This is a genomic window from Kovacikia sp. CALU 1929 (genome assembly GCF_056784235.1).
In genome coordinates, this window is record NZ_JBXBCF010000069.1 from 101,874 (window position 1) to 120,286 (window position 18,413).

The 18,413-nt window shown below is 50.6% G+C and carries 17 protein-coding genes; 14 read left to right on the forward strand and 3 right to left on the reverse strand.

The window, feature by feature from the left end; translation table 11 throughout:
- Positions 1-6: 6 nt before the first annotated feature.
- Positions 7-951, reverse strand: a complete 945-nt coding sequence (gene pip / locus AC1S52_RS15925; protein WP_482030012.1) for a prolyl aminopeptidase — start codon at positions 949-951, stop codon at positions 7-9.
- A gap of 308 nt (positions 952-1,259) precedes the next feature.
- Between pip and AC1S52_RS15930 the strand changes: the two genes are divergently transcribed.
- The 5 genes from AC1S52_RS15930 to AC1S52_RS15950 all read left to right on the forward strand — a co-directional run bounded on the left by AC1S52_RS15930 (position 1,260) and on the right by AC1S52_RS15950 (position 4,918).
- Positions 1,260-2,969: a glycosyltransferase family 39 protein gene (locus AC1S52_RS15930; protein ID WP_482030013.1), complete on the forward strand. Its 1,710-nt coding sequence runs from the start codon at positions 1,260-1,262 to the stop codon at positions 2,967-2,969.
- 199 nt (positions 2,970-3,168) lie between these two features.
- Positions 3,169-3,321 (forward strand): hypothetical protein, encoded by a 153-nt coding sequence (locus tag AC1S52_RS15935; RefSeq protein WP_482030014.1) that lies wholly within the window; start codon positions 3,169-3,171, stop codon positions 3,319-3,321.
- Between the two features lie 45 nt (positions 3,322-3,366).
- Positions 3,367-3,615 (forward strand): DUF4926 domain-containing protein, encoded by a 249-nt coding sequence (locus AC1S52_RS15940; protein WP_482030015.1) that lies wholly within the window; start codon positions 3,367-3,369, stop codon positions 3,613-3,615.
- Positions 3,616-3,691: 76 nt separating this feature from the next.
- A complete protein-coding gene (locus AC1S52_RS15945; protein WP_482030016.1) occupies positions 3,692-4,342 on the forward strand; it encodes a hypothetical protein in 651 nt (216 codons plus the stop codon).
- Positions 4,343-4,360: 18 nt separating this feature from the next.
- Entirely contained in the window at positions 4,361-4,918 is a 558-nt protein-coding gene (locus AC1S52_RS15950) for a Uma2 family endonuclease (protein ID WP_482030017.1), read from the forward strand.
- A 116-nt stretch (positions 4,919-5,034) separates the two neighbouring features.
- Here the strand turns inward: AC1S52_RS15950 and AC1S52_RS15955 are convergent, their stop codons facing one another.
- Entirely contained in the window at positions 5,035-5,286 is a 252-nt protein-coding gene (locus AC1S52_RS15955) for a ssr2422 family thylakoid membrane protein (protein WP_482030018.1), read from the reverse strand.
- Positions 5,287-5,373: 87 nt separating this feature from the next.
- On the opposite strand from AC1S52_RS15955, the gene gltD reads away from it, so the two are divergent.
- The 6 genes from gltD to AC1S52_RS15985 all read left to right on the forward strand — a co-directional run bounded on the left by gltD (position 5,374) and on the right by AC1S52_RS15985 (position 14,916).
- Positions 5,374-6,858: a glutamate synthase small subunit gene (gene gltD, locus AC1S52_RS15960; protein ID WP_482030019.1), complete on the forward strand. Its 1,485-nt coding sequence runs from the start codon at positions 5,374-5,376 to the stop codon at positions 6,856-6,858.
- A gap of 81 nt (positions 6,859-6,939) precedes the next feature.
- A complete protein-coding gene (locus AC1S52_RS15965; protein WP_482030020.1) occupies positions 6,940-7,212 on the forward strand; it encodes a hypothetical protein in 273 nt (90 codons plus the stop codon).
- A 96-nt stretch (positions 7,213-7,308) separates the two neighbouring features.
- The gene (locus tag AC1S52_RS15970) at positions 7,309-8,007 is read left to right on the forward strand and encodes a DUF4079 domain-containing protein (RefSeq protein WP_482030021.1); all 699 of its coding nucleotides are present in this window, start codon (positions 7,309-7,311) and stop codon (positions 8,005-8,007) included.
- 242 nt (positions 8,008-8,249) lie between these two features.
- A complete protein-coding gene (locus AC1S52_RS15975) occupies positions 8,250-14,066 on the forward strand; it encodes an alpha-2-macroglobulin family protein (protein WP_482030022.1) in 5,817 nt (1,938 codons plus the stop codon).
- Between the two features lie 89 nt (positions 14,067-14,155).
- Positions 14,156-14,437, forward strand: coding sequence for a UPF0175 family protein (locus AC1S52_RS15980; protein WP_482030023.1), 282 nt, complete (start codon positions 14,156-14,158; stop codon positions 14,435-14,437).
- Complete coding sequence (locus AC1S52_RS15985) at positions 14,434-14,916, forward strand: PIN domain-containing protein (RefSeq protein WP_482030024.1); 483 nt, start codon at positions 14,434-14,436, stop codon at positions 14,914-14,916. The genes AC1S52_RS15980 and AC1S52_RS15985 overlap by 4 nt, the downstream gene beginning before the upstream one ends.
- Here AC1S52_RS15985 and AC1S52_RS15990 read toward each other — a convergent pair.
- Positions 14,887-15,093, reverse strand: coding sequence for a hypothetical protein (locus tag AC1S52_RS15990; protein ID WP_482030025.1), 207 nt, complete (start codon positions 15,091-15,093; stop codon positions 14,887-14,889). The genes AC1S52_RS15985 and AC1S52_RS15990 overlap by 30 nt on opposite strands.
- 31 nt (positions 15,094-15,124) lie before the next feature.
- Between AC1S52_RS15990 and AC1S52_RS15995 the strand changes: the two genes are divergently transcribed.
- The 3 genes from AC1S52_RS15995 (at position 15,125) to AC1S52_RS16005 (ending at position 18,370) form a co-directional block, all read left to right on the forward strand.
- Positions 15,125-15,739 carry a Uma2 family endonuclease gene (locus AC1S52_RS15995; protein WP_482030026.1) on the forward strand — a complete coding sequence of 205 codons (615 nt, stop codon included), beginning with the start codon at positions 15,125-15,127 and terminating at the stop codon, positions 15,737-15,739.
- Between the two features lie 291 nt (positions 15,740-16,030).
- Complete coding sequence (locus AC1S52_RS16000; RefSeq protein WP_482030027.1) at positions 16,031-16,192, forward strand: hypothetical protein; 162 nt, start codon at positions 16,031-16,033, stop codon at positions 16,190-16,192.
- Positions 16,193-16,231: 39 nt separating this feature from the next.
- Positions 16,232-18,370 (forward strand): GUN4 domain-containing protein, encoded by a 2,139-nt coding sequence (locus AC1S52_RS16005; protein WP_482030028.1) that lies wholly within the window; start codon positions 16,232-16,234, stop codon positions 18,368-18,370.
- Positions 18,371-18,413: the final 43 nt, after the last annotated feature.

An 18,413-nucleotide genomic window follows, 5' to 3' on the forward strand; every position in this document is an offset into this window, starting at 1 on the left:
CTTAGCCTACGCTGCGAAACGATCGCCTGCCTCGATCAAAGCATTCCGAATTCCCGGTTCGGACATGGAATGCCCAGCATCGGGAACCACAATCCATTCAGCTTCTGCCCAGGCTTGATGCAGTTCCCAGGCAGTAATCATCGGGCAAACCACGTCATAGCGCCCCTGCACAATCACCGCGGGTAAGTGGCGGATGCGATCGACCTGCTTCAGCAATTGATCTTCCGATTGCAGAAAACCCCCATTCACAAAGTAATGACACTCAATCCGGGCAAAGGCATCGGCAAACTGAGCGGTGCCAAATCGGGCGATTAAATTGGGGTCTTGCAGTAGCCTACTGGTGCTGCCTTCCCACATAGACCAGGCTCTAGCAGCTTCTAGCCGAATTTGCGGATCGGGACTGGTTAAGCGTTTGTAGTAAGCCGTCAGCAGATCATGGCGTTCTTCCGGGGGAATCGGTTTGAGGTACTTTTCCCAGGCATCGGGAAAGATATAGCTGGCACCTTCCTGGTAGAACCAGAGTATTTCTTTGCGGCGCAACATGAAAATTCCCCGCAAAATGAGTCCTAAACAGCGATCGGGATGGGTCTGGCTATAGGCGAGGGACAGGGTGCTACCCCAACTCCCACCAAAAACGACCCATTGATCAATGTTGAGGTGCGATCGCAGCCGCTCAATATCTGCCACCAGATCCCAGGTTGTGTTTTCCCGTAGCTCTGCATGGGGCTTGCTTTTCCCGCACCCCCGCTGGTCGAATAAAACAATTTGCCAGCGGGCTGGGTCAAAGTACTGACGATAAAAGGGCGGACTGCCCCCACCGGGACCTCCATGCAGCACCACAACAGGTTTGCCCTTTGGATTACCCGATACTTCAAAGTAAATCTGGTGTAGCTCAGAGACCTGAAGCATGCCAGTCTGGTAAGGTTCAATCGGCGGGTAGAGTTCTTTCATCATGTGCTCTGGAAAATACCAAATCTGCTACAAACTGAGTTCATCCTCTACAGCGGTTCTCATGCTGATGCGGTATAAGCTAGCAGTTTGTTATGAGTCATTAGTCATTAATCATTTGTGGGCGACCAATGACCAATGACCAATAACCAATGACCAATGACCAATAACGTACCTAACAAAGCTGAGAATTGCTGTAGCTGTTTATAGAATACATAGGCTATTGCCGTAGGCTCCAGGCAAATGAAACTCGCTGTAACTATCGGGTTGTTCTAAACTGTTGGGTTATTCTAGACTGTCGGATTATATTTGTGCCTGATCAACGGGGGTTTACCTGCGTGCGTTTCCCTAACTGGCTTAAAGCAACTTTGGTTTTTCTACTGCTGGTCGGTATCGCATTTCGCTTTATCAACCTCAGCCATAAGGTGTACTGGCACGACGAGGTCTACACTTCCATGCGGGCTGCGGGATACACCCGTGGAGAAATCGATCAGGATCTGTTTCAAAATCGTGTGGGTTCCATGGGCGAACTGCAAGCCTTTCAGCAGATCAAGCCAGACAGTACCCTTGGTGATACAGTTCACTCGCTAGCCGTGGAAGATCCCCAGCATCCGCCGCTTTACTTTGCGATCGCCCGCTTTTGGATGCAGGCATTTGGCGGTTCGTTGACGGCATCCCGGTTTCTTCCAGCCCTGATTAGCCTGCTGGCGCTGCCGTTGATGTATGCCCTTGCCTGGGAATTGTTTGCTTCTGCTGGGGTGGCATTGCTGGCAACCACTCTGCTGGCACTCTCTCCCTTTGATGTTCTGTTTGCCCAAACAGCACGGCAGTACAGTTTGCTGACTGTATTGGTGATTGCTAGTCAATGGTTACTGTTGCGCGCTCTCCGGCAAGAGGCAAAGGCACGCAGGGGCAAAGAGGGAGAAGGGCAGAGAAGGAGATGGGTTGCCTGGGGATGGTATGCCCTGTCAGTAGCACTGGGGCTGTATACGCAGCCATTTTTTGGGTTGACGGTGATGGGGCAGGTGGTCTATGTAGGGATTGAAGCCCTGGCAGAAACTCGCCGATCCATTGACCAGAAACCCCGCTATACCAATGTAGGGCGAATGGTTGGGCGCTTTTGGCTGGCGATCTCGGCTGGTGTGATTCTGTTCGGACCCTGGGGGTATGTCCTGCTGGCAAATCGCCAACGGGCACTGGCAACTACCGACTGGTCGAAAATTTCCCCAGGTATTGATTATCTGGCGAAATTATGGACGCTCAGTTTCACCTCCCTGTTCTTCGATCTGGATTGGGGTTTTAGCAACCCTTTGACCTTTCTGGGGCGACTTCCAGTATTGATTTTGATTGGCATCGCCATCTACACCCTCTGTCGTCGGTGCGATCGCTCAACCTGGCTATTTGTGCTCACGTCCATTCTGGTGCCGTTTCTAGTGCTGGCATTGCCTGACCTGATTCTGGGAGGCAAGCGGTCCGCGGTCAGTCGTTATCTGGTTTCTTCCTATCCCGGTATTCAACTGGCAGTTGCCTACTTTTTATCAACCGGGTTCTCTCTGCTGCAACACAACCAGCAAGGCTCTCAGATCCTGTCTCTCCATTCGATTAAACAGTGGCTCTGGAATAGTGCATTCGCTCTTTTAGTGCTCGGTAGTCTGGCATCTCTAACCGTCAGCGCCTTTTCCTATACCTGGTGGAATAGGGATCTGAGCTACTTCAACGGGGAAACCGCTGAAATTATTCGCAACAGTCCTTCGCCGATTGTTATTAGCGATATTGGAGATGATTACACCAACACCGGCGATCTCATTTCCCTCAGCTATTTGCTCAATCAGGATATTCCGCTTCTGCTAGCGAACCAGGATATAGGCTGGGTCAAAACTAAAGACTTTGATGCCAAAATTCGGGGGGCAACAGCGATCGCCTTCCGCCCTGGGTTGAAATTGAGGCAGACCCTGGATCAAACCTATGGCTACATGCCCCGACTGCATCCAGCAGAGCGGCTCTGGCAAGTGCCCCTGTGACGTGGATGGGGGATGAGTGGGGCTGGGTGTCCACTGAGCCACGTACCCCGCTGACATAAAGTTTTTGCCGTGAAGCACTAGTAGAGTAACCTAAAAGTTCTGCAATGTAGGTTGTCCCTATGATGAAAAAGTAAAGTGCGGTGAGACAAGACACCCATAAGCTTGAAGTATACAAACCCAACAAGCGAGGAAGACTTGTATGAAACCCACCGCACAAAGAAGATCATATACCGTCGACCAACTCCAACTTAAAGTTGATCAACTGATTGCTCAGTTAACTCCTGAGCTAATTGCTTCCATCACAGGGTATGCATTTATTCTCGATGCCCTATCTGCCCTGAATACTGTTTAAATTGGTATCAGTTTGTCACTCTCAAGCCCCGTAAGGAGTCCCGTCATGGCAATTGAGCTATACCAGGAGATCGCTCTAACCCGTGATCTCCCAGAGCATCAACTCAAAGTTGGGGATATTGCGACGTTAATTGATTTTGTTCCCCATCCCACAGGTGGAGAGCCAGGTTGTATTTTGGAAGTCTTTAATGCAATCGGTGAAACCATTGCTGTTGTCACTGTTCCGGTGTCTGCTATTGAGCCTCTACGCGCTGACGAAATTTTGACCGTTCGTTCCTTATCGCAAGTTAATTAATAAAACTGTGGATTTCCCATAATAAATTAGCGATCGCCCAAACCCCCAAAAAAAGAAAATCAGCTAATCAGAAGTAATGCTCACGAAAAAACCAGACAAAGTTAAGAGTTTAGAGGAATTGGGGCGGGTTCAGCTCTCCAAAAGTTTTTTCATGCGTGAATTTCTTTACTCTGAAATCTCTCAAATTGAGGGAATTCCAAATATTCCAGATGACCCGGAATTGGCGATCGCGGCAGGCAAAAACCTTTGTGAACGCGTTCTGGAACCGATTCAAGATGTACTGGGCAGAATGAGCATCCGCTCTGCTTACCGTTCCTGCGATGTAAATCAGCGGGGAAACGAAAAGGATTTTAGCTGTGCAGAAAACAAGAAAAATTACGCGGGGCATATTTGGGATCGGAAAGACGGTGAATTTATGGGTGCCACTGCCTGTGTGATTGTGACTTCTTTCATTCCCTACTACGATCGCACAAAAGACTGGACTGCCCTAGCCTGGTGGATACACGATCACATCAAGGCTTACGCTAACATGACATTCTTTCCAAAATATGCCGCCTTCAATATTACCTGGCATGAAAATCCAAATTATCCGAAATACATTGATAGCTATGTCGAAAATCCCCATACAGGTAGAAGTAAGGGCTATTTAACGAAGGAAGGAATGGATAACTTTTCTGGGTCACATCAGCAGTTTTATCAGGAATTTATCAGCCAAATGAAATTATGAATTTAGAGGCAATCCCTCATGGTACAAACTTCACCTAAAAAACTAACTTTAGAGGAGATTCTGAAATTACCAGAAACAAAACCCGCTAGTGAATATATTGATGGCAAGATTTTTCAGAAGCCAATGCCCAAAACACGCCACTCCCGGCTTCAAAGTAAATTGGTTAGTACTGTGAACGAAGTGGCTGAGGACAAGCAAGTCGCCTATGCATTTCCTGAACTGCGTTGCACCTTTGGAGGACGATCGATTATCCCGGATGTAACAGTGCTGCAATGGGAACACATTGAATTCGATGAGAATGGAGAGCTAATTGATGATGTAATGATTGCTCCCGATTGGGCGATCGAAATCCTTGCTCCCGATCAAAGCTCTAATCGTGTGACCGGAAATATTCTTCACTGCCTGACCTATGCTTGCAAATTAGGATGGGTAATTGATCCCGGCGATCGCTCAATTATTGTTTTTCAACCCAATCAACAACCGAAATTGTTTCAAAACCAAGATGTCTTGACTGTATTGCCTGGAGTTGAACTCAGCTTAACCGTAGAACAAATTTTTGCCTGGTTAAAAATGTAAGGATTCAGAGGTGGTCGAAGTTTGATTGAGCGATCGCGCAAATTATAACTCTTTAAAGATTCGATATTATAAGGCGATTTCGCAATAGATGGAGGATGCTTAAACTTAAGGATTGCTTAGTTTGTATTGGCTGATAACGCAGTGATAATGGCGGTGATTTCAGGGCTGAGGCTAGAGAGAACCACTACCGAAGCGGTCGCAATGATAATCGTAGTTGCCATTCTCACCATACCGTCTGTACCTTTCTGGTAAGCATCAAACTTGTAGTCTAACTTTTCAACTTTACTGTTAAGCTGACTGACTTCTTCTCGCAACTGAATCAACGCATCGCGAATATCGTTACTACTTGGATTCTCTGGTATCTGCATTTTGAATAATTCTCTTCCCTAAATCCTCGAATTAGCGCAATGATTGTTTTCTACTACCAGCTTAACCCTGAAACTGAGGCATAACTAATGGGAAAACCAACTGGCTTTATTGAGTACCTGCGTGAAGTAGCATCCGAAACGGCACCACTCGATCGCATCCGTAACTGGGATGAGTTTCACCTGCCCATGCCAGAGGAGAAACTTCGCACCCAGGGCGCACGCTGTATGGACTGCGGCACACCCTTCTGTCACACAGGTACGCTGATCAGTGGCATGGCAAGTGGTTGCCCAGTCAACAACCTGATCCCGGAATGGAATGATCTGGTCTATCGCGGATTGTGGAAAGAAGCCCTCGATCGCCTGCACAAAACCAACAATTTCCCAGAATTTACCGGACGAGTCTGTCCCGCTCCCTGTGAAGGTTCCTGCGTGCTGGGTATCCATAACCCACCCGTCACAATCAAAAACATTGAGTATTCCATCGCCGAAAAAGGCTGGCAGGAAGGCTGGATTACTCCCAATCCTCCAGCAAAACGGACGGGCAAAAAAATTGCCATTATTGGTTCTGGTCCCGCTGGATTGGCCGCCGCCGCTCAATTGAACACTGCCGGACACTGGGTCACAGTCTACGAACGCGCAGATCGCCCCGGTGGCTTGCTGATGTACGGCATCCCTAACATGAAGCTGGACAAAGAAGACGTAGTGATGCGGCGGCTGAATGTGCTGGAAGCGGAAGGAGTCACCTTCGTTTGCAATACAGAGATTGGTAAGGATTTGCCCGTTGAGAAGTTGTTGAATGACTTTGATGCCGTCGTCCTCTGTATTGGAGCCACCAAACCGCGTGATCTCCCCATTGAAGGGCGCGATTTGAAAGGCATTCACTTCGCTATGGACTTCCTCACCGCCAATACCCAGGCAATTCTGGACGAACAGCCAAATGAGAACTTTATCTCGGCAGCAGGCAAAGATGTGGTCATCATTGGCGGTGGTGATACGGGTACTGACTGTGTGGGAACATCCCTGCGCCACGGCTGTAATAGCGTCACTCAGCTAGAAATTATGCCCATACCTCCCCAGGAACGTGCCTCAGACAATCCCTGGCCCGAATATCCCAAAGTCTACAAGATGGACTACGGTCAGGAAGAAGCCGCTGCCAAATTTGGGGATGATCCCCGTGTTTACACCACAACGGCAACGAAATTTGAAGGGGACGACAGCGGGAATGTAAAAGCGATTCATACCGTCCAGGTGCAATGGGAGCGGAATGATAAAGGTCAGTTCATTCCCAAGCATGTCCCCGGTACAGAAAAAGTGATCTCGGCTCAACTCGTGCTGCTGGCAATGGGATTCCTCGGTCCTGAACAAATGCTGATCGATGCCCTCGGACTCGATCGCGATCCCCGCAGTAATATCAAAGCCGACTATGGCAAATACACCACCCGCATTCCCAGTGTGTTCGCCGCTGGTGACTGCCGTCGCGGTCAGAGCCTGGTTGTCTGGGCATTTAACGAAGGACGGGAAGCCGCCCGCGAATGCGATCGCTACCTGATGGGCAGCACCGATCTGCCCTAAATGGCTGTTAGTGAAGGAGTCATTGGTCATTAGTCATTAGTATTTACAGGCAACAAAGGACGAATGACCAATGACAAATGAATGACAAACGACGACCTACTTCCCCATTCCCCAACCCTCACCCCTATGGACTCCATTCCTCCTCAAACTGTGTTTGACAATCTCGAATTGCTAGAGCAAGTAGACATTGTTAGAAGTGCGTTTTATCGGCAACAGGCTCAGGAAGTGTTGGCAGATTTAAGAATCAGTTTGCGATGGCGACAGGCGATCGCGGACCGTCTAATCCACGCAAACCACCTGCTAGAAATGCAAACCGTTGGCGAAGACGATAGCTATATAAACCATTTCAGCTAATATTCTCTCAAAACTCAGCATAGATTCATTCCAACCTGTTAATCTACTACCATTCCAGACTTCTCAAGCTTTCTCTTAACCACAGGGGGATGTTCCATGCTGAATCTTGAAGACCTTCTTGGAATCGTACATCCGGCACTGGCAGTGGTGATTATCTTTCCTCTGATTGGAATGGTAACCCGGTTAGCCTGGCAGACCCGCCAGCGTCGCTTGCAGGTGAAGGAGGATGGGAAAAGCAAAATTGCGCCCGTGGTTGGGCAGGAACATGTGCAACTAGGTAAATGGTTGAGTGGAGCCGTGGTTGGCATTTCTTTGATTGGGCTGGCTCATCCACTATTTACAAAGATGTATAAAGCTGAAGTGCTGGCGAAGGATCCCTTTCGGTTTTACTTCATCCTTGCCATGTTTGCTGCCACGATCGCCTCATTGGTGATTCTCTACAATGCCAGATCTAAAATCTGGCGGGCAATTTTTGCCACCCTGACGGGTATGGGGGTGATGGTTCTCGGCTTTCAGCCTGAAATTTTTCGTCGGAACGATGAATGGTACGTGTCTCACTTTTACTTCGGCATGGCTGCCATCATGCTGATGATTTTTTCCCTGGCAATTGTTCAAGAAATCTATCAAGATCGCAAAAATCGCTGGCGCAACGTCCATATTATTCTCAACTCCATAGCCCTGCTGCTATTCATCAGCCAGGGCTTTACCGGCACAAGAGATCTACTGGAAATTCCCCTAAGCTGGCAAGCTCCGGCAATTTATAACTGTGATTTTGCCAACAAGACGTGTGGATAGACAGGGGTGTGGTTGGTTGTTAGGGATGTGCCCAAAAATAAAGTACCCGCTAGACAATCTGCTCCACGATGGATTCCCGCCTGCGCGGGAATGACGTTGGAACTTTATTAATTTGCGAGTCCCTAAGTGCCCGATACCCACCCTCAGTAAAGATTTATTGATCATCCCGGAAAGCCAAGCAACTTCCCATGTAGGTATGATGTCATCAGCGTTTTTAGCGTTGCCTGTGGGGGAGAGAGTTCATGCGTGATTGGGGTCGGGTCAAGTTCATTGGGCTGTTCCTGGTTGGACTCATCCTTGTTTTCAAACTGGGTGGTTGTAGTGCAGCAAATATCACTCCTGGGGGTGCGCCGTTGCCAATGGTAACGCCCCTGACAAACCCCCAATTGCCTGACTGGATTGAACAGATCAGTCCACTGGGAGAAGCCGCACCGACGGCTCAGATCCGGATTCGGTTCAAGGAACCCCTCGTCCCGGTCGAAAGCCTGGAGAGCAAAGACCAGCAAGACATCCTCAAAAAATTTGAAATCCTACCACCGCTACCGGGTCAGTTTCGCTTTTTGACCCCGCGCATGGTCGGCTTTCAGGCAGACAAGGCAACTCCCCAGGCAACGCGAGTAAAAGTAACCCTCAAAGCCGGACTGGCAGATCTAAAAAACCATCGCCTCGACAAAGACCTTGCCTGGACCTTCAATACCGAAGCAATTAAGCTAATGAACCTGCCTGGTTCATCAACAGGTTCTTCTTCCGGAGAAACGGTTGAACCGTTTGATACCAAGCCTGTCCTCAAAATCACCTCTAACACCGAGCTAGACCTGTCTTCACTTAAAGAGCATCTGAAACTGATGCTGCCCGGAGAAACCAAAGGGGTACTACTCAAAGTTGATTTGCAGAAGCAGGAGGACAACCCTGAAAACCCATCGTCCGCAGAGCAATTCGATGAGTCTGAAAAACGTTGGACCTATGCCATTGAGCCGCAGCAAGCACTGGCAAAATCCACACGCTACCGGCTAGAGGTGGCTCCGGGTGTGCGTCCGGCACGGGGCAATCTACCAAGTGAAGCGGTGTTTGCCAGTCAGATTGAAACCTATTCACCGTTAGCCTTTCAGAAGTTGGGTTACTACGGTCAGCCCGATGCCGGTGGAGCATATGGGCGGTTTGCTAAAGGAACGGCTCAACTGGAGTTCAACAATGGGCTAAGTGCAGAGTCGGCGATTTCCAGTATTTCTATCAACCCTGCTCCCAAGCAGGATGTACCTCTGGTGCAGGCGTATGAAGGCGATCGCACCATCAACCTCAATCCCTGGGCACTGGAACCGGCAACCACCTACACCATTACCCTTGGCTCTGGGTTGAAGGACAAATTTGGGCAAACCCTGGGTAAACCCGTCACCTTACAGTACGAGACGGGAGATGTTTCCCCCGATATCTGGGCACCTTCCGGCTTAAATATCTTTCCGACGGGTAAGGACCTGCAACTGAACATCTCTACGGTCAACCTGTCCAGTTACAAGTCTGCATTCTCAGTTGTTCAGCCGACTGACCTGGTCTACTATGACTCTGCCTATCCCAAAGAGGGTGGCAGTGGACTATTGCCCAACCCTTCCGCCTGGAGAAGCACACCTATCCAGAACCCGAACAATCAGGCAACTGATATCACCGTGCCACTGCCAAAGGAACTGGGGGGGGCTACGGGAATGCTGGCTTACGGTGTCCAGGCACGCACCAACGCCTATAAAGAGGGTAATCAGGAACGGTGGCGGGAACCGACTACCTACGGGCTGGTACAGTTGACCAATCTGGGAGTGTTTGCCCAGTGGTTTCCGGAGTCTGGCATCGTGCGAGTACACCATCTCTCCGATGGCTCAGCCGTGGCGAATGCCCCCGTTCAGATTTATCAGTCTCGCTTAGAGGCAACCGCTCCAGGGGATGCCTCCGCCTGTGCGACGGGCACCACGGGTAAGGATGGCACCCTGCTCTTGACTTCCCAGAACTTACAGCAATGCATGGGGGGAAGCCGCTTTGCAGAACCGCCCAAGCTGTTAGTCATTGCTCAAGAGGGGCGCGACTGGGCATTTACCCGCACTAATGAGTACAGCGGAGCCTACGAGTACGGGATTGATGCCGGATGGCAGAGTACCAAGCCAGAGTCACGGGGAACGATTTTTAGCGATCGCCAACTTTACCAACCTGGAGAAACCGTTACCCTGACTGGATTTGCCTACTACCTGCAAAACGGTGCCTTGAAGCAGGATAAAAAGGTCAGCTACACTCTCACCCTGGAAGGTCCCAATGGACTAAACAAAAAACTGGGAACTCAGACGACCAATGACTTTGGCACCTTTTCGCTGAAATTGCCCCTGGAGCCAAGCCAACCCCTGGGTTACCACTATGTCAAAGCAAAAGCAGGCAACGGCGTTGAGATTCTGGGTGAATTTCGCGTGGCTGAGTTTAAGCCACCCAACTTCAAAGTGGAACTGTCTCTTAGTGGAGGAGAGCAGGATCGGGGGGCGGAGGAGCAGAGGAGCAGAGGGGCAGAGGAGCCGGGGAGAGGCATTCAGGCTGTGTCCACTCCAACGATGATTGCGCTGGGGGGAAGAAACATTGAGGCAAAAACTCAAAGTACCTATCTGTTTGGTTCTCCCGTGGAGGGTGGTAAGGCGAATTACTATGTGACCCGACAGCAGACCCAGTTTCAGCCCAGGGGTTGGGAGGAGTTCTCCTTTGGGCGGCAGTGGTTTTGGCCAGAAGAAGCGCCTGTGGTGGCTACCGATGTGCTGCAAACCAGTCAGGTGTTAAACAATAGTGGGCAAAGTAGCCAGACGGTAAAGGTTGAACAAAACCTGCCCTACCCGATGACCTACCGGGTGGATGCCCAGGTATCCGATGTATCCAACCTCTCGGTTTCCGATTCCAAAACATTTCTGGCACTACCAGGCGATCGCCTGATTGGGCTACAGAGTGACTTTGTAGCAACGGCTGGCAAAGAATTTCCGGTGAAGGTAATTGTCACTGATGCTTTTGGCAAACCCTATCCCAGCCAACGAGTCCGTCTGGAATTGCAGCAGATGAACTACAGCCGTGTCACCAGATTGGTGGAAGGGAGCCGCATCGAGCAAAACCAGGTGGAATACAAAACGGTAGACAGCAAAGATGTGCAGGCAGATGTGCAACCTCAAACAGCACTCCTGACTCCGCCCATCTCTGGCTCTTACCGCATCCGGGCAATGCTGGGTGGTAGCAATGAGACCAGCGCGACAGACATTCAAATCTGGGCAACGGGCGACTCTCCCGTGGGTTGGGGCAGTCGCTACCGCAACAACCGACTGGAAATCAAGCTGGATAAAAAAAGCTATCGCTTAGGCGATACCGCCACGGCTCTGATTCAGTCACCTTACCCGGATGGAGAACTCTACTTTTCGGTCGTGCGCCACAACACCCTCTACCGGACACTGACTAAAGTAACCGGCGGCGCACCCCAGGTACAGTTTCAGATCACCCCCGACATGATTCCGAATGCAGCAGTGGAAGCGGTGTTGGTCAGGCAGGGCAAGCCCCTGGCACAGATCGAACCTGGCAGCCTGAATAACCTGGTCCGCATTGGCTTTGCCCCCTTCACCACGGATCTGAATACCCAGTATTTGCAGGTGGATACCCAGGTAACCCCTACGCTCAAGCCAGGGGACGATCAAACGGTGCGGTTGACCCTCAGAAATGCCCAAAACCAACCTGCTAAGGGTCAACTGACCGTCATGGTGGTGAATGAAGCGGTGTTACAACTGACTGGCTTCCGTCCCCCCGACCTGGTAAAGACGGTCTATGCTGAGCAACCCATTTCCACCCGATTGAGCGATAACCGTCCGGATGTAGTGATCGAGCCGCTGGCATCCCCTCTGGAAAAAGGCTGGGGCTATGGGGGCGGAATTGCCCCCGGTGCAGGTAGTACCCGCGTTCGTACTGACTTCAAGGCGCTGGCATACTACAATCCTTCTGTCATCACGGATGCGATTGGCAATGCCACAGTCACCTTCAAACTACCCGATGACCTGACTACCTGGCGCGTGATGACCGTTGCCACCGATGGCAATCTGCATTTTGGCAGGGGTGATGCCACCTTTATCAGCACCAAGCCGTTAATTGCCAGTCCCTTGCTGCCCCAGTTTGCCCGTCCGGGCGATCGCTTCCAGATGGGGGCTGCCGTCACCAACAACACCGGGCAGGGGGGCAATGCCTCGGTCAACGGCACTGTCACCCCACCACTCAAGCTTGACAAGAATGGTAGCGCCCAGGGACAGGTAAACAACGCTGGCACGACTGCTTACCGCTTTCCGGTTGAGGTGCAGGGTAGTGGTGCAGCAAAAGTCCAGTTCAATGCCCAACTGGGCAGCGCCACCGATGCCTTTGAGGTACCTTTGGAGATTCGCACCCAGAATGTGACTGAGCAGGTGATTGAAGCCGGTTCTACTACTAGCGAAGCTAAAATTCCGATCAACGTTGAAAAGGATGTGGCGCAAGACGTGGGCGGACTGGATATTTCCCTTGCCAGTACCCTGATGCCAACCCTGACTGCTCCAGCCAGGCAAGTGTTAGATCAAGCCGATCTGCCCTTTTTAGAACCGGCTGCCAGTCAACTGGCGATCGCAGCCAACCTGGAGGTGCTGTCCAAAACCTATGGGCAGACCTTCGCAGGCTTTACCCCGAAGCAACAGGCAAGTCAGGCAATCGAGCGATTGCAAAGGCTGCGTAAACCAGATGGCGGTTTCGCCGCCTATCCCGGAGCAGAACGGTCAGATCCATTTGTCACTCCCTATGCAGCGCGGGCGATCGCCCAGGCGACCCGCGCCGCGGTTGAGACTCAACGAATTGCAGCTTTAGAAGCCTCCCTGAAAAGCTACCTCAGCAACCTGCTGGCAAATCCGGGACAATACGACTTCTGCAAAGAGTCCTTATGCAAGAACCAGATTCGCCTGGAGGCACTGATTGCCCTGGCAGAACTGGGCGACCAGCGCAGCGACTTTCTGGCAGACCTGTATGCTGCCCGTACTCAGTTTGACCCAGTGACTCAGATCAAACTGGCCCGTTACCTCTTCCGCTTTCCTAACTGGCAGCAGGAAGCCACGGCAATGGCAGACCAGATCCAGGAAACGATCTCGGAAACGGGACGCACCGCAACGGTCAACCTGCCCCAGGGGTGGGGTTGGCTCAATTCTCCAACCGTTGCCCAGGCACAGGCATTGCAGCTTGCGATCGCCCAAAAAGCCCGCCCCGACGTAATTGACCGGGGACTGCAAGGGCTACTTGCCCAACGCCGGAATGGCACCTGGCAAAGCAGCTTCGATAATGCCGAGGCTCTCACCGCCCTGGTGGCATACAGTCAGCTTCAGCCAACACCGCCCAACTTTGAGGCGATCGCCCAACTGGCAGGCAAAACCCTCACCAGCGTGAAATTTCAGGGTTATCAGAACCCCAGTTCAGAGGTGAAAATACCCATCAGCAAGCTGCCCCAGAACCGTAGTGACCTGGTTTTGAAAAAATCAGGTCAGGGGGTACTGCACTACCTCGTTGCCTACCGCTACCGTTTGACTGGTAGCCAACCTGGACGGCTCAACGGTTTGCGTGTCACCCGCACCATTCGCCCCGCCAACCAGGACAAAGTTCTGTTCAGAACGGGACTGTATGCCCCCGATCCGCTCAAGATCTCGGCTGGTCAGGTCTATGATGTGGGGCTAGAAATCATCACTGACCACCCGGTGAACCATGTGCTGATTACAGACCCACTACCTGCCGGATTTGAAGCCGTAGACAACAGCTTCCAGACATCCACTCCTTACTTTGAGGCAAAAGGTGATAGTTGGCAGCTTGCCTACCAGACGATTCACAAAGACCGGGTTGTTGCCTATGGAGACAAACTCGATCCGGGCGTTTATACCCTGCACTATCTGGTACGCTCCGTCACCCCCGGCACCTTCCTCTACCCTGGCGCAGAAGCCCATCTGCAATATGCCCCTGAAGAATTTGGGCGATCGGCATCTTCCATACTGGAGGTAGCGGAAAGGTAAGAGCGTTAGGGCAAAGGTGACCAGAGCTATGAAGATGAGGGTTAGGCTACCATAGCTATTAGCCTTGTAGCGGCAAAGAAGAAACAACCATGCAAATCGAAATTGCCCTGCCCGATGATATTGCCCGTGACCTAGCAGCCAGATGGGGAAGCCTGGAACGCCAAATTTTGGAGATGGTTGTCGTTCAAGCCTATCGCGATGAGGTAATTAGTGCTGGGAAGGTAGGGCAACTGCTGGGTATGGCAACTCGCTTGGAAGTGGATGCTTTCCTTAAGCAAAAAGGGGCATGGCTTCACTACAACCAGTCGGAATTAGAAGCAGACCGCCAAACCCACGAACAACTGAGATGTGAAGGCAAGCTACCCGCGTGATTGTTGTTTCAGATACATCGCCTCTCTGCTATCTGATTTTAATTGGACAGATTGACCTGTTACGGCGGCTTTATGGTCAGGTTGTGATTCCTCAGGCTGTGCAGGAAGAGTTGGCAGATGAGCGATCGCCCGACCAAATCCAACAGTGGATTGCTCAACCACCTGATTGGTTGGATATTCAGTCAGTTCGTCTGCAACCCGATGGGGGATTGGAAGCGCTCGACCTGGGAGAACAAGCAGCCATTTTGCTCGTTGAACAACTTGGAGCAGATTCACTCATTGTCGATGAACTGGTTGGGCGGCGAATTGCTCGATCACGTGGCTTGCAAGTAATCGGCACCTTAGGAATCTTAGAGGAAGCAAGTCGTTTAGGCTGGCTTGATTTGCCGATCGCCCTAGACCAATTACAGCAAACCACCTTTCGTATCTCTAATGCGTTGATTCAGCAGCTATTGGAGCAATATCGTTCGCAGGGTTAATTTCAGTCCTAAGGGGCGATCGTCCATGCTGTCAGAAGTGCCTGGAAAACCAGTGTATGGAGTTGAAGGGGCAATTTCCTGCGGGAAAGTTCGTAGTGTGGCGGAAAGATGCTGACCCGTATCGGATGAAGCTGAGGCAGGCTGCTTGGCGGCAATTCCGTGAAGTATGATCAACATGAACAGAGGGTCATTGAGGGAGGGCAGGCTCATGTTCAGCGTAACGAAACCACGCATGACGTTTGAGGAGTACCTGACCTATGACGATGGTACCGACAAGCGTTATGAATGGATTGATGGAGTGCTAATCGAAATGCCAACGGAGTCTGAGTTGAATGCATGGCTTTCGTTGGCATTACAGCTTTATTTCATTCGTGCTGGGTTGGTGAAGCCCAGGCTTACCCATCGATATAACTGTGAAATCGAAGTTCCTGTCCTGAAGCCCAAGCAAGCGCGAAATCGGTTTCCTGATTTTGTGATTGTGCGACCAGAACACATTGAACTGACCCAAAAACGATTGACGATTCGGCTGGATATGCCTGCTCCAGTGTTGGTGATGGAGGTTGTGAGTCCTGGTCAAACCAACCGCGCCCGTGATTATGAGGATAAACGCGATCAGTACCAAACACGAGGTATTTCAGAGTATTGGTTGCTGGATCCAGAGCAACAGGTTGTCACAGTGCTGTCGTTAGTCAATGGGGTCTATCAGGAAAGAAGATTTCGGGGGGGCGATTCTCTTCGAGACGGCAAAGCCGATCGCATCGTTTCTTCCCTATTTCCCGTGTTTGAACTCACGGCTGAACAGGTATTGAATCCAGAAGAGTAAGCGATCGCCAAGGTTAGCAAAAGTGCCTGGAAAACCACTGTACGGAGTTGAAGGGACAATTTTCTGCGGAAAAGTTTGTAGTGTGGCAGAAGGATGCTGATCCTTATCAGATGAAGTTGCTGCGATCGGCTATTTGAACCAGACAAGCAGAATTAGCCATAAGGCTTACAGACTCTTCCTTCTAAGCTTCATTTCTGCAAAACTTCTAACCTCTGGGCATTCGCCTTCTTTTTTCTAGGCATTCCCCATCTTTTTAGGGAGAATTAGGGGAAATCGTCCTAATCTTGCCCTATGGCTGAACCGATTAAACCCACAGAAGCCTCTCCACCAGAACCAGCGTCTCAATCCTCACGCCCCAGTGCTGAACGTCGTTTAGTTCAATGTCAGATTGTGCAGCCGTTCATTAAGGGATGCCGCTGGGGGGAAGTGGGTGGCTATTTATTAGTTTTTTAGCTCAAGCAAGAATGGGCGCAGGTTCTCCTCACCTTTCCGGTGACGATCGTCACGGCAGTATGGGCAGCGTATAGTAAAAACTTCGTGGAACGACTGTCAGAGATTTATGCAGAACGGGGCAGGCAGGATGCTGATGCTTTAACAAACTGGATGACGAGCCTGAAGGAAGCTTTGAAATGGCAGTTTTCTGGCTTTGAAGCCAGATACCTCAAGTGTCAGCGATTAGATTGTCAGGAAGACAACCCGGATGGCATAAAGCACGAAGACGGCATTTTTACACCCCTGCTGCAAGAGGTCTATGTTCCCCTCAGACTTTCCCTAGATTCAGTGCTACCTGGATACGGGAGGCTTCCCCAAAATGCAGCGGAAGTCGAAGCGTGTCGCATGATGCTGATTTGGGATTTGTTGCGACGGGTGCGGCAAGACTCAGCCTATCGCCAAACTGCCATTCGTGCCTGGGGTGGCTATGGCAAAACCACCTTGCTGAAACACATTGCCTATACCTACGGAGCAAACGCCCATCGCAAACATCGTGCCCCTAAACTGGTGCCGTTTTTGCTGTATCTTACCCGGTGCTGGCAAGAGTTAAAAAAACTGCCACCAGACGATCCCGCCAGCTTACCCAAACTGTTGACAGATTACCATTTACCGCGTCTTCCCCAGGCAGAGGACTTAAACGTACCTCCCAACTGGGCACGAAATTCGTTGAAACAGGGCGATGCGCTGGTGATGTTTGATGGCTTTGATGAGGTGCCACTGGCAGAACGACAGACGGTGAGTGAGTGGATTAGTCAGCAAATGCGCCATTACCGCGAATCAGTATTCATCATCACCTCGCGACCAGCCGCCTACAGCAAAGACTACACCGCCCAACGCCCGACAGCCAGCTTTTGGATCGAAGATTTTGATGACACGCAACGCGAACGCTTTGTGGAGCAGTGGTATGCCTGCCAGGAACGTTATGCCAGAGGTGGACGCAACACCCCTGATGTAGAACAGCAGGCTAAACAAAATGCAGCGTCTCTACTGGCGCAGCTTGAGTCTCGTCCTGAACTCAAAGCCATTTCGGGCAATGCGCTGTTGCTCAACATGATGGTGCGGTTTCATCGAGATAAGCAGGGAGCCGAACTTCCGCAGCGTAAAGTTGAACTATATCAGGATATTTGCGAACTGCAACTCAGCCGCCGACCGAGAGCAAAGGGCATTCCTCTGTTGCTCAGTTCCTTAAGTCAGCGACAGGAAGTGCTGCAAATCGTAGCGTTAGCCATGATGCAACGAGTTAAACAGGATGAGCAAAACTTTAAGCAGATTCAACGGGATGATCTGCTGGCACTGATGAAAACTGCTCTGTCCGAACGAGATCCAGATGTGTCTGCTGAGACTTTTCTAGACCAGATTGTGCAGGTGAGTGAATTGCTGGTCGAAAAAGAAGGAGGAATTTATGAATTTGCCCATCTCGGTTTTCAGGAGTTTTTAGCGGCATCGGAAGTGGTACGGATACGGCAGGAATCGATTTTGTATGAAGTGTTAGCAGTCGATGCCTGGAAGCCAACTATTTTGTTTTATGCCAGTTTGGTTAATCCCACAGATTTGATCCGCGAAGCGATCAAACGTCAGTTAGTGGATTTGGCGTATCAGGTGTTCCAGGAAACTCCAAAGCGAGTTGATTTATCAAGAGCAGAACAGTTAGAGCTTGAAGCTCTAAAGGGAACCGTACAAACCTCTCGTTATGCCCAATTAGAGGAGTACCTGAAAAACCAGCAATGGATAGAAGCAGATCAGGAAACCTATCGCTTGATGATTACCACCGTGGGGAAAGAAGAAGGACAGGGGTTTGAGGCTGAGGAACTGCTCAACTTTCCCTGTGAAGAGCTAAAAGCCATTGATGGGCTATGGGTGAAGTACAGCAATGGGCACTTTGGCTTCAGCGTCCAGAAGCAAATCTATGTTGAGTGTGGTGCTAAACTGGATGGCAAGTATCCCGGTGATGAGATCTGGGACGAATTTGGCGATCGCGTTGGCTGGCGCAAGGATGGCAAGTGGTTGGCGTACTCTGACTTAAAACCCTCTCTTTCTTCTGCCAAAGGAATTTTTCCGTACAGATTGATTTATTTACCAGGGAGATATGCTGTACATTTGGGTGGTCTCTTCTCTCGCATCGAGATTTGTAGAGTTTAACCGGTAAGGGTTTCACTCCGATCAAAAAGTCCTTCAAAACACT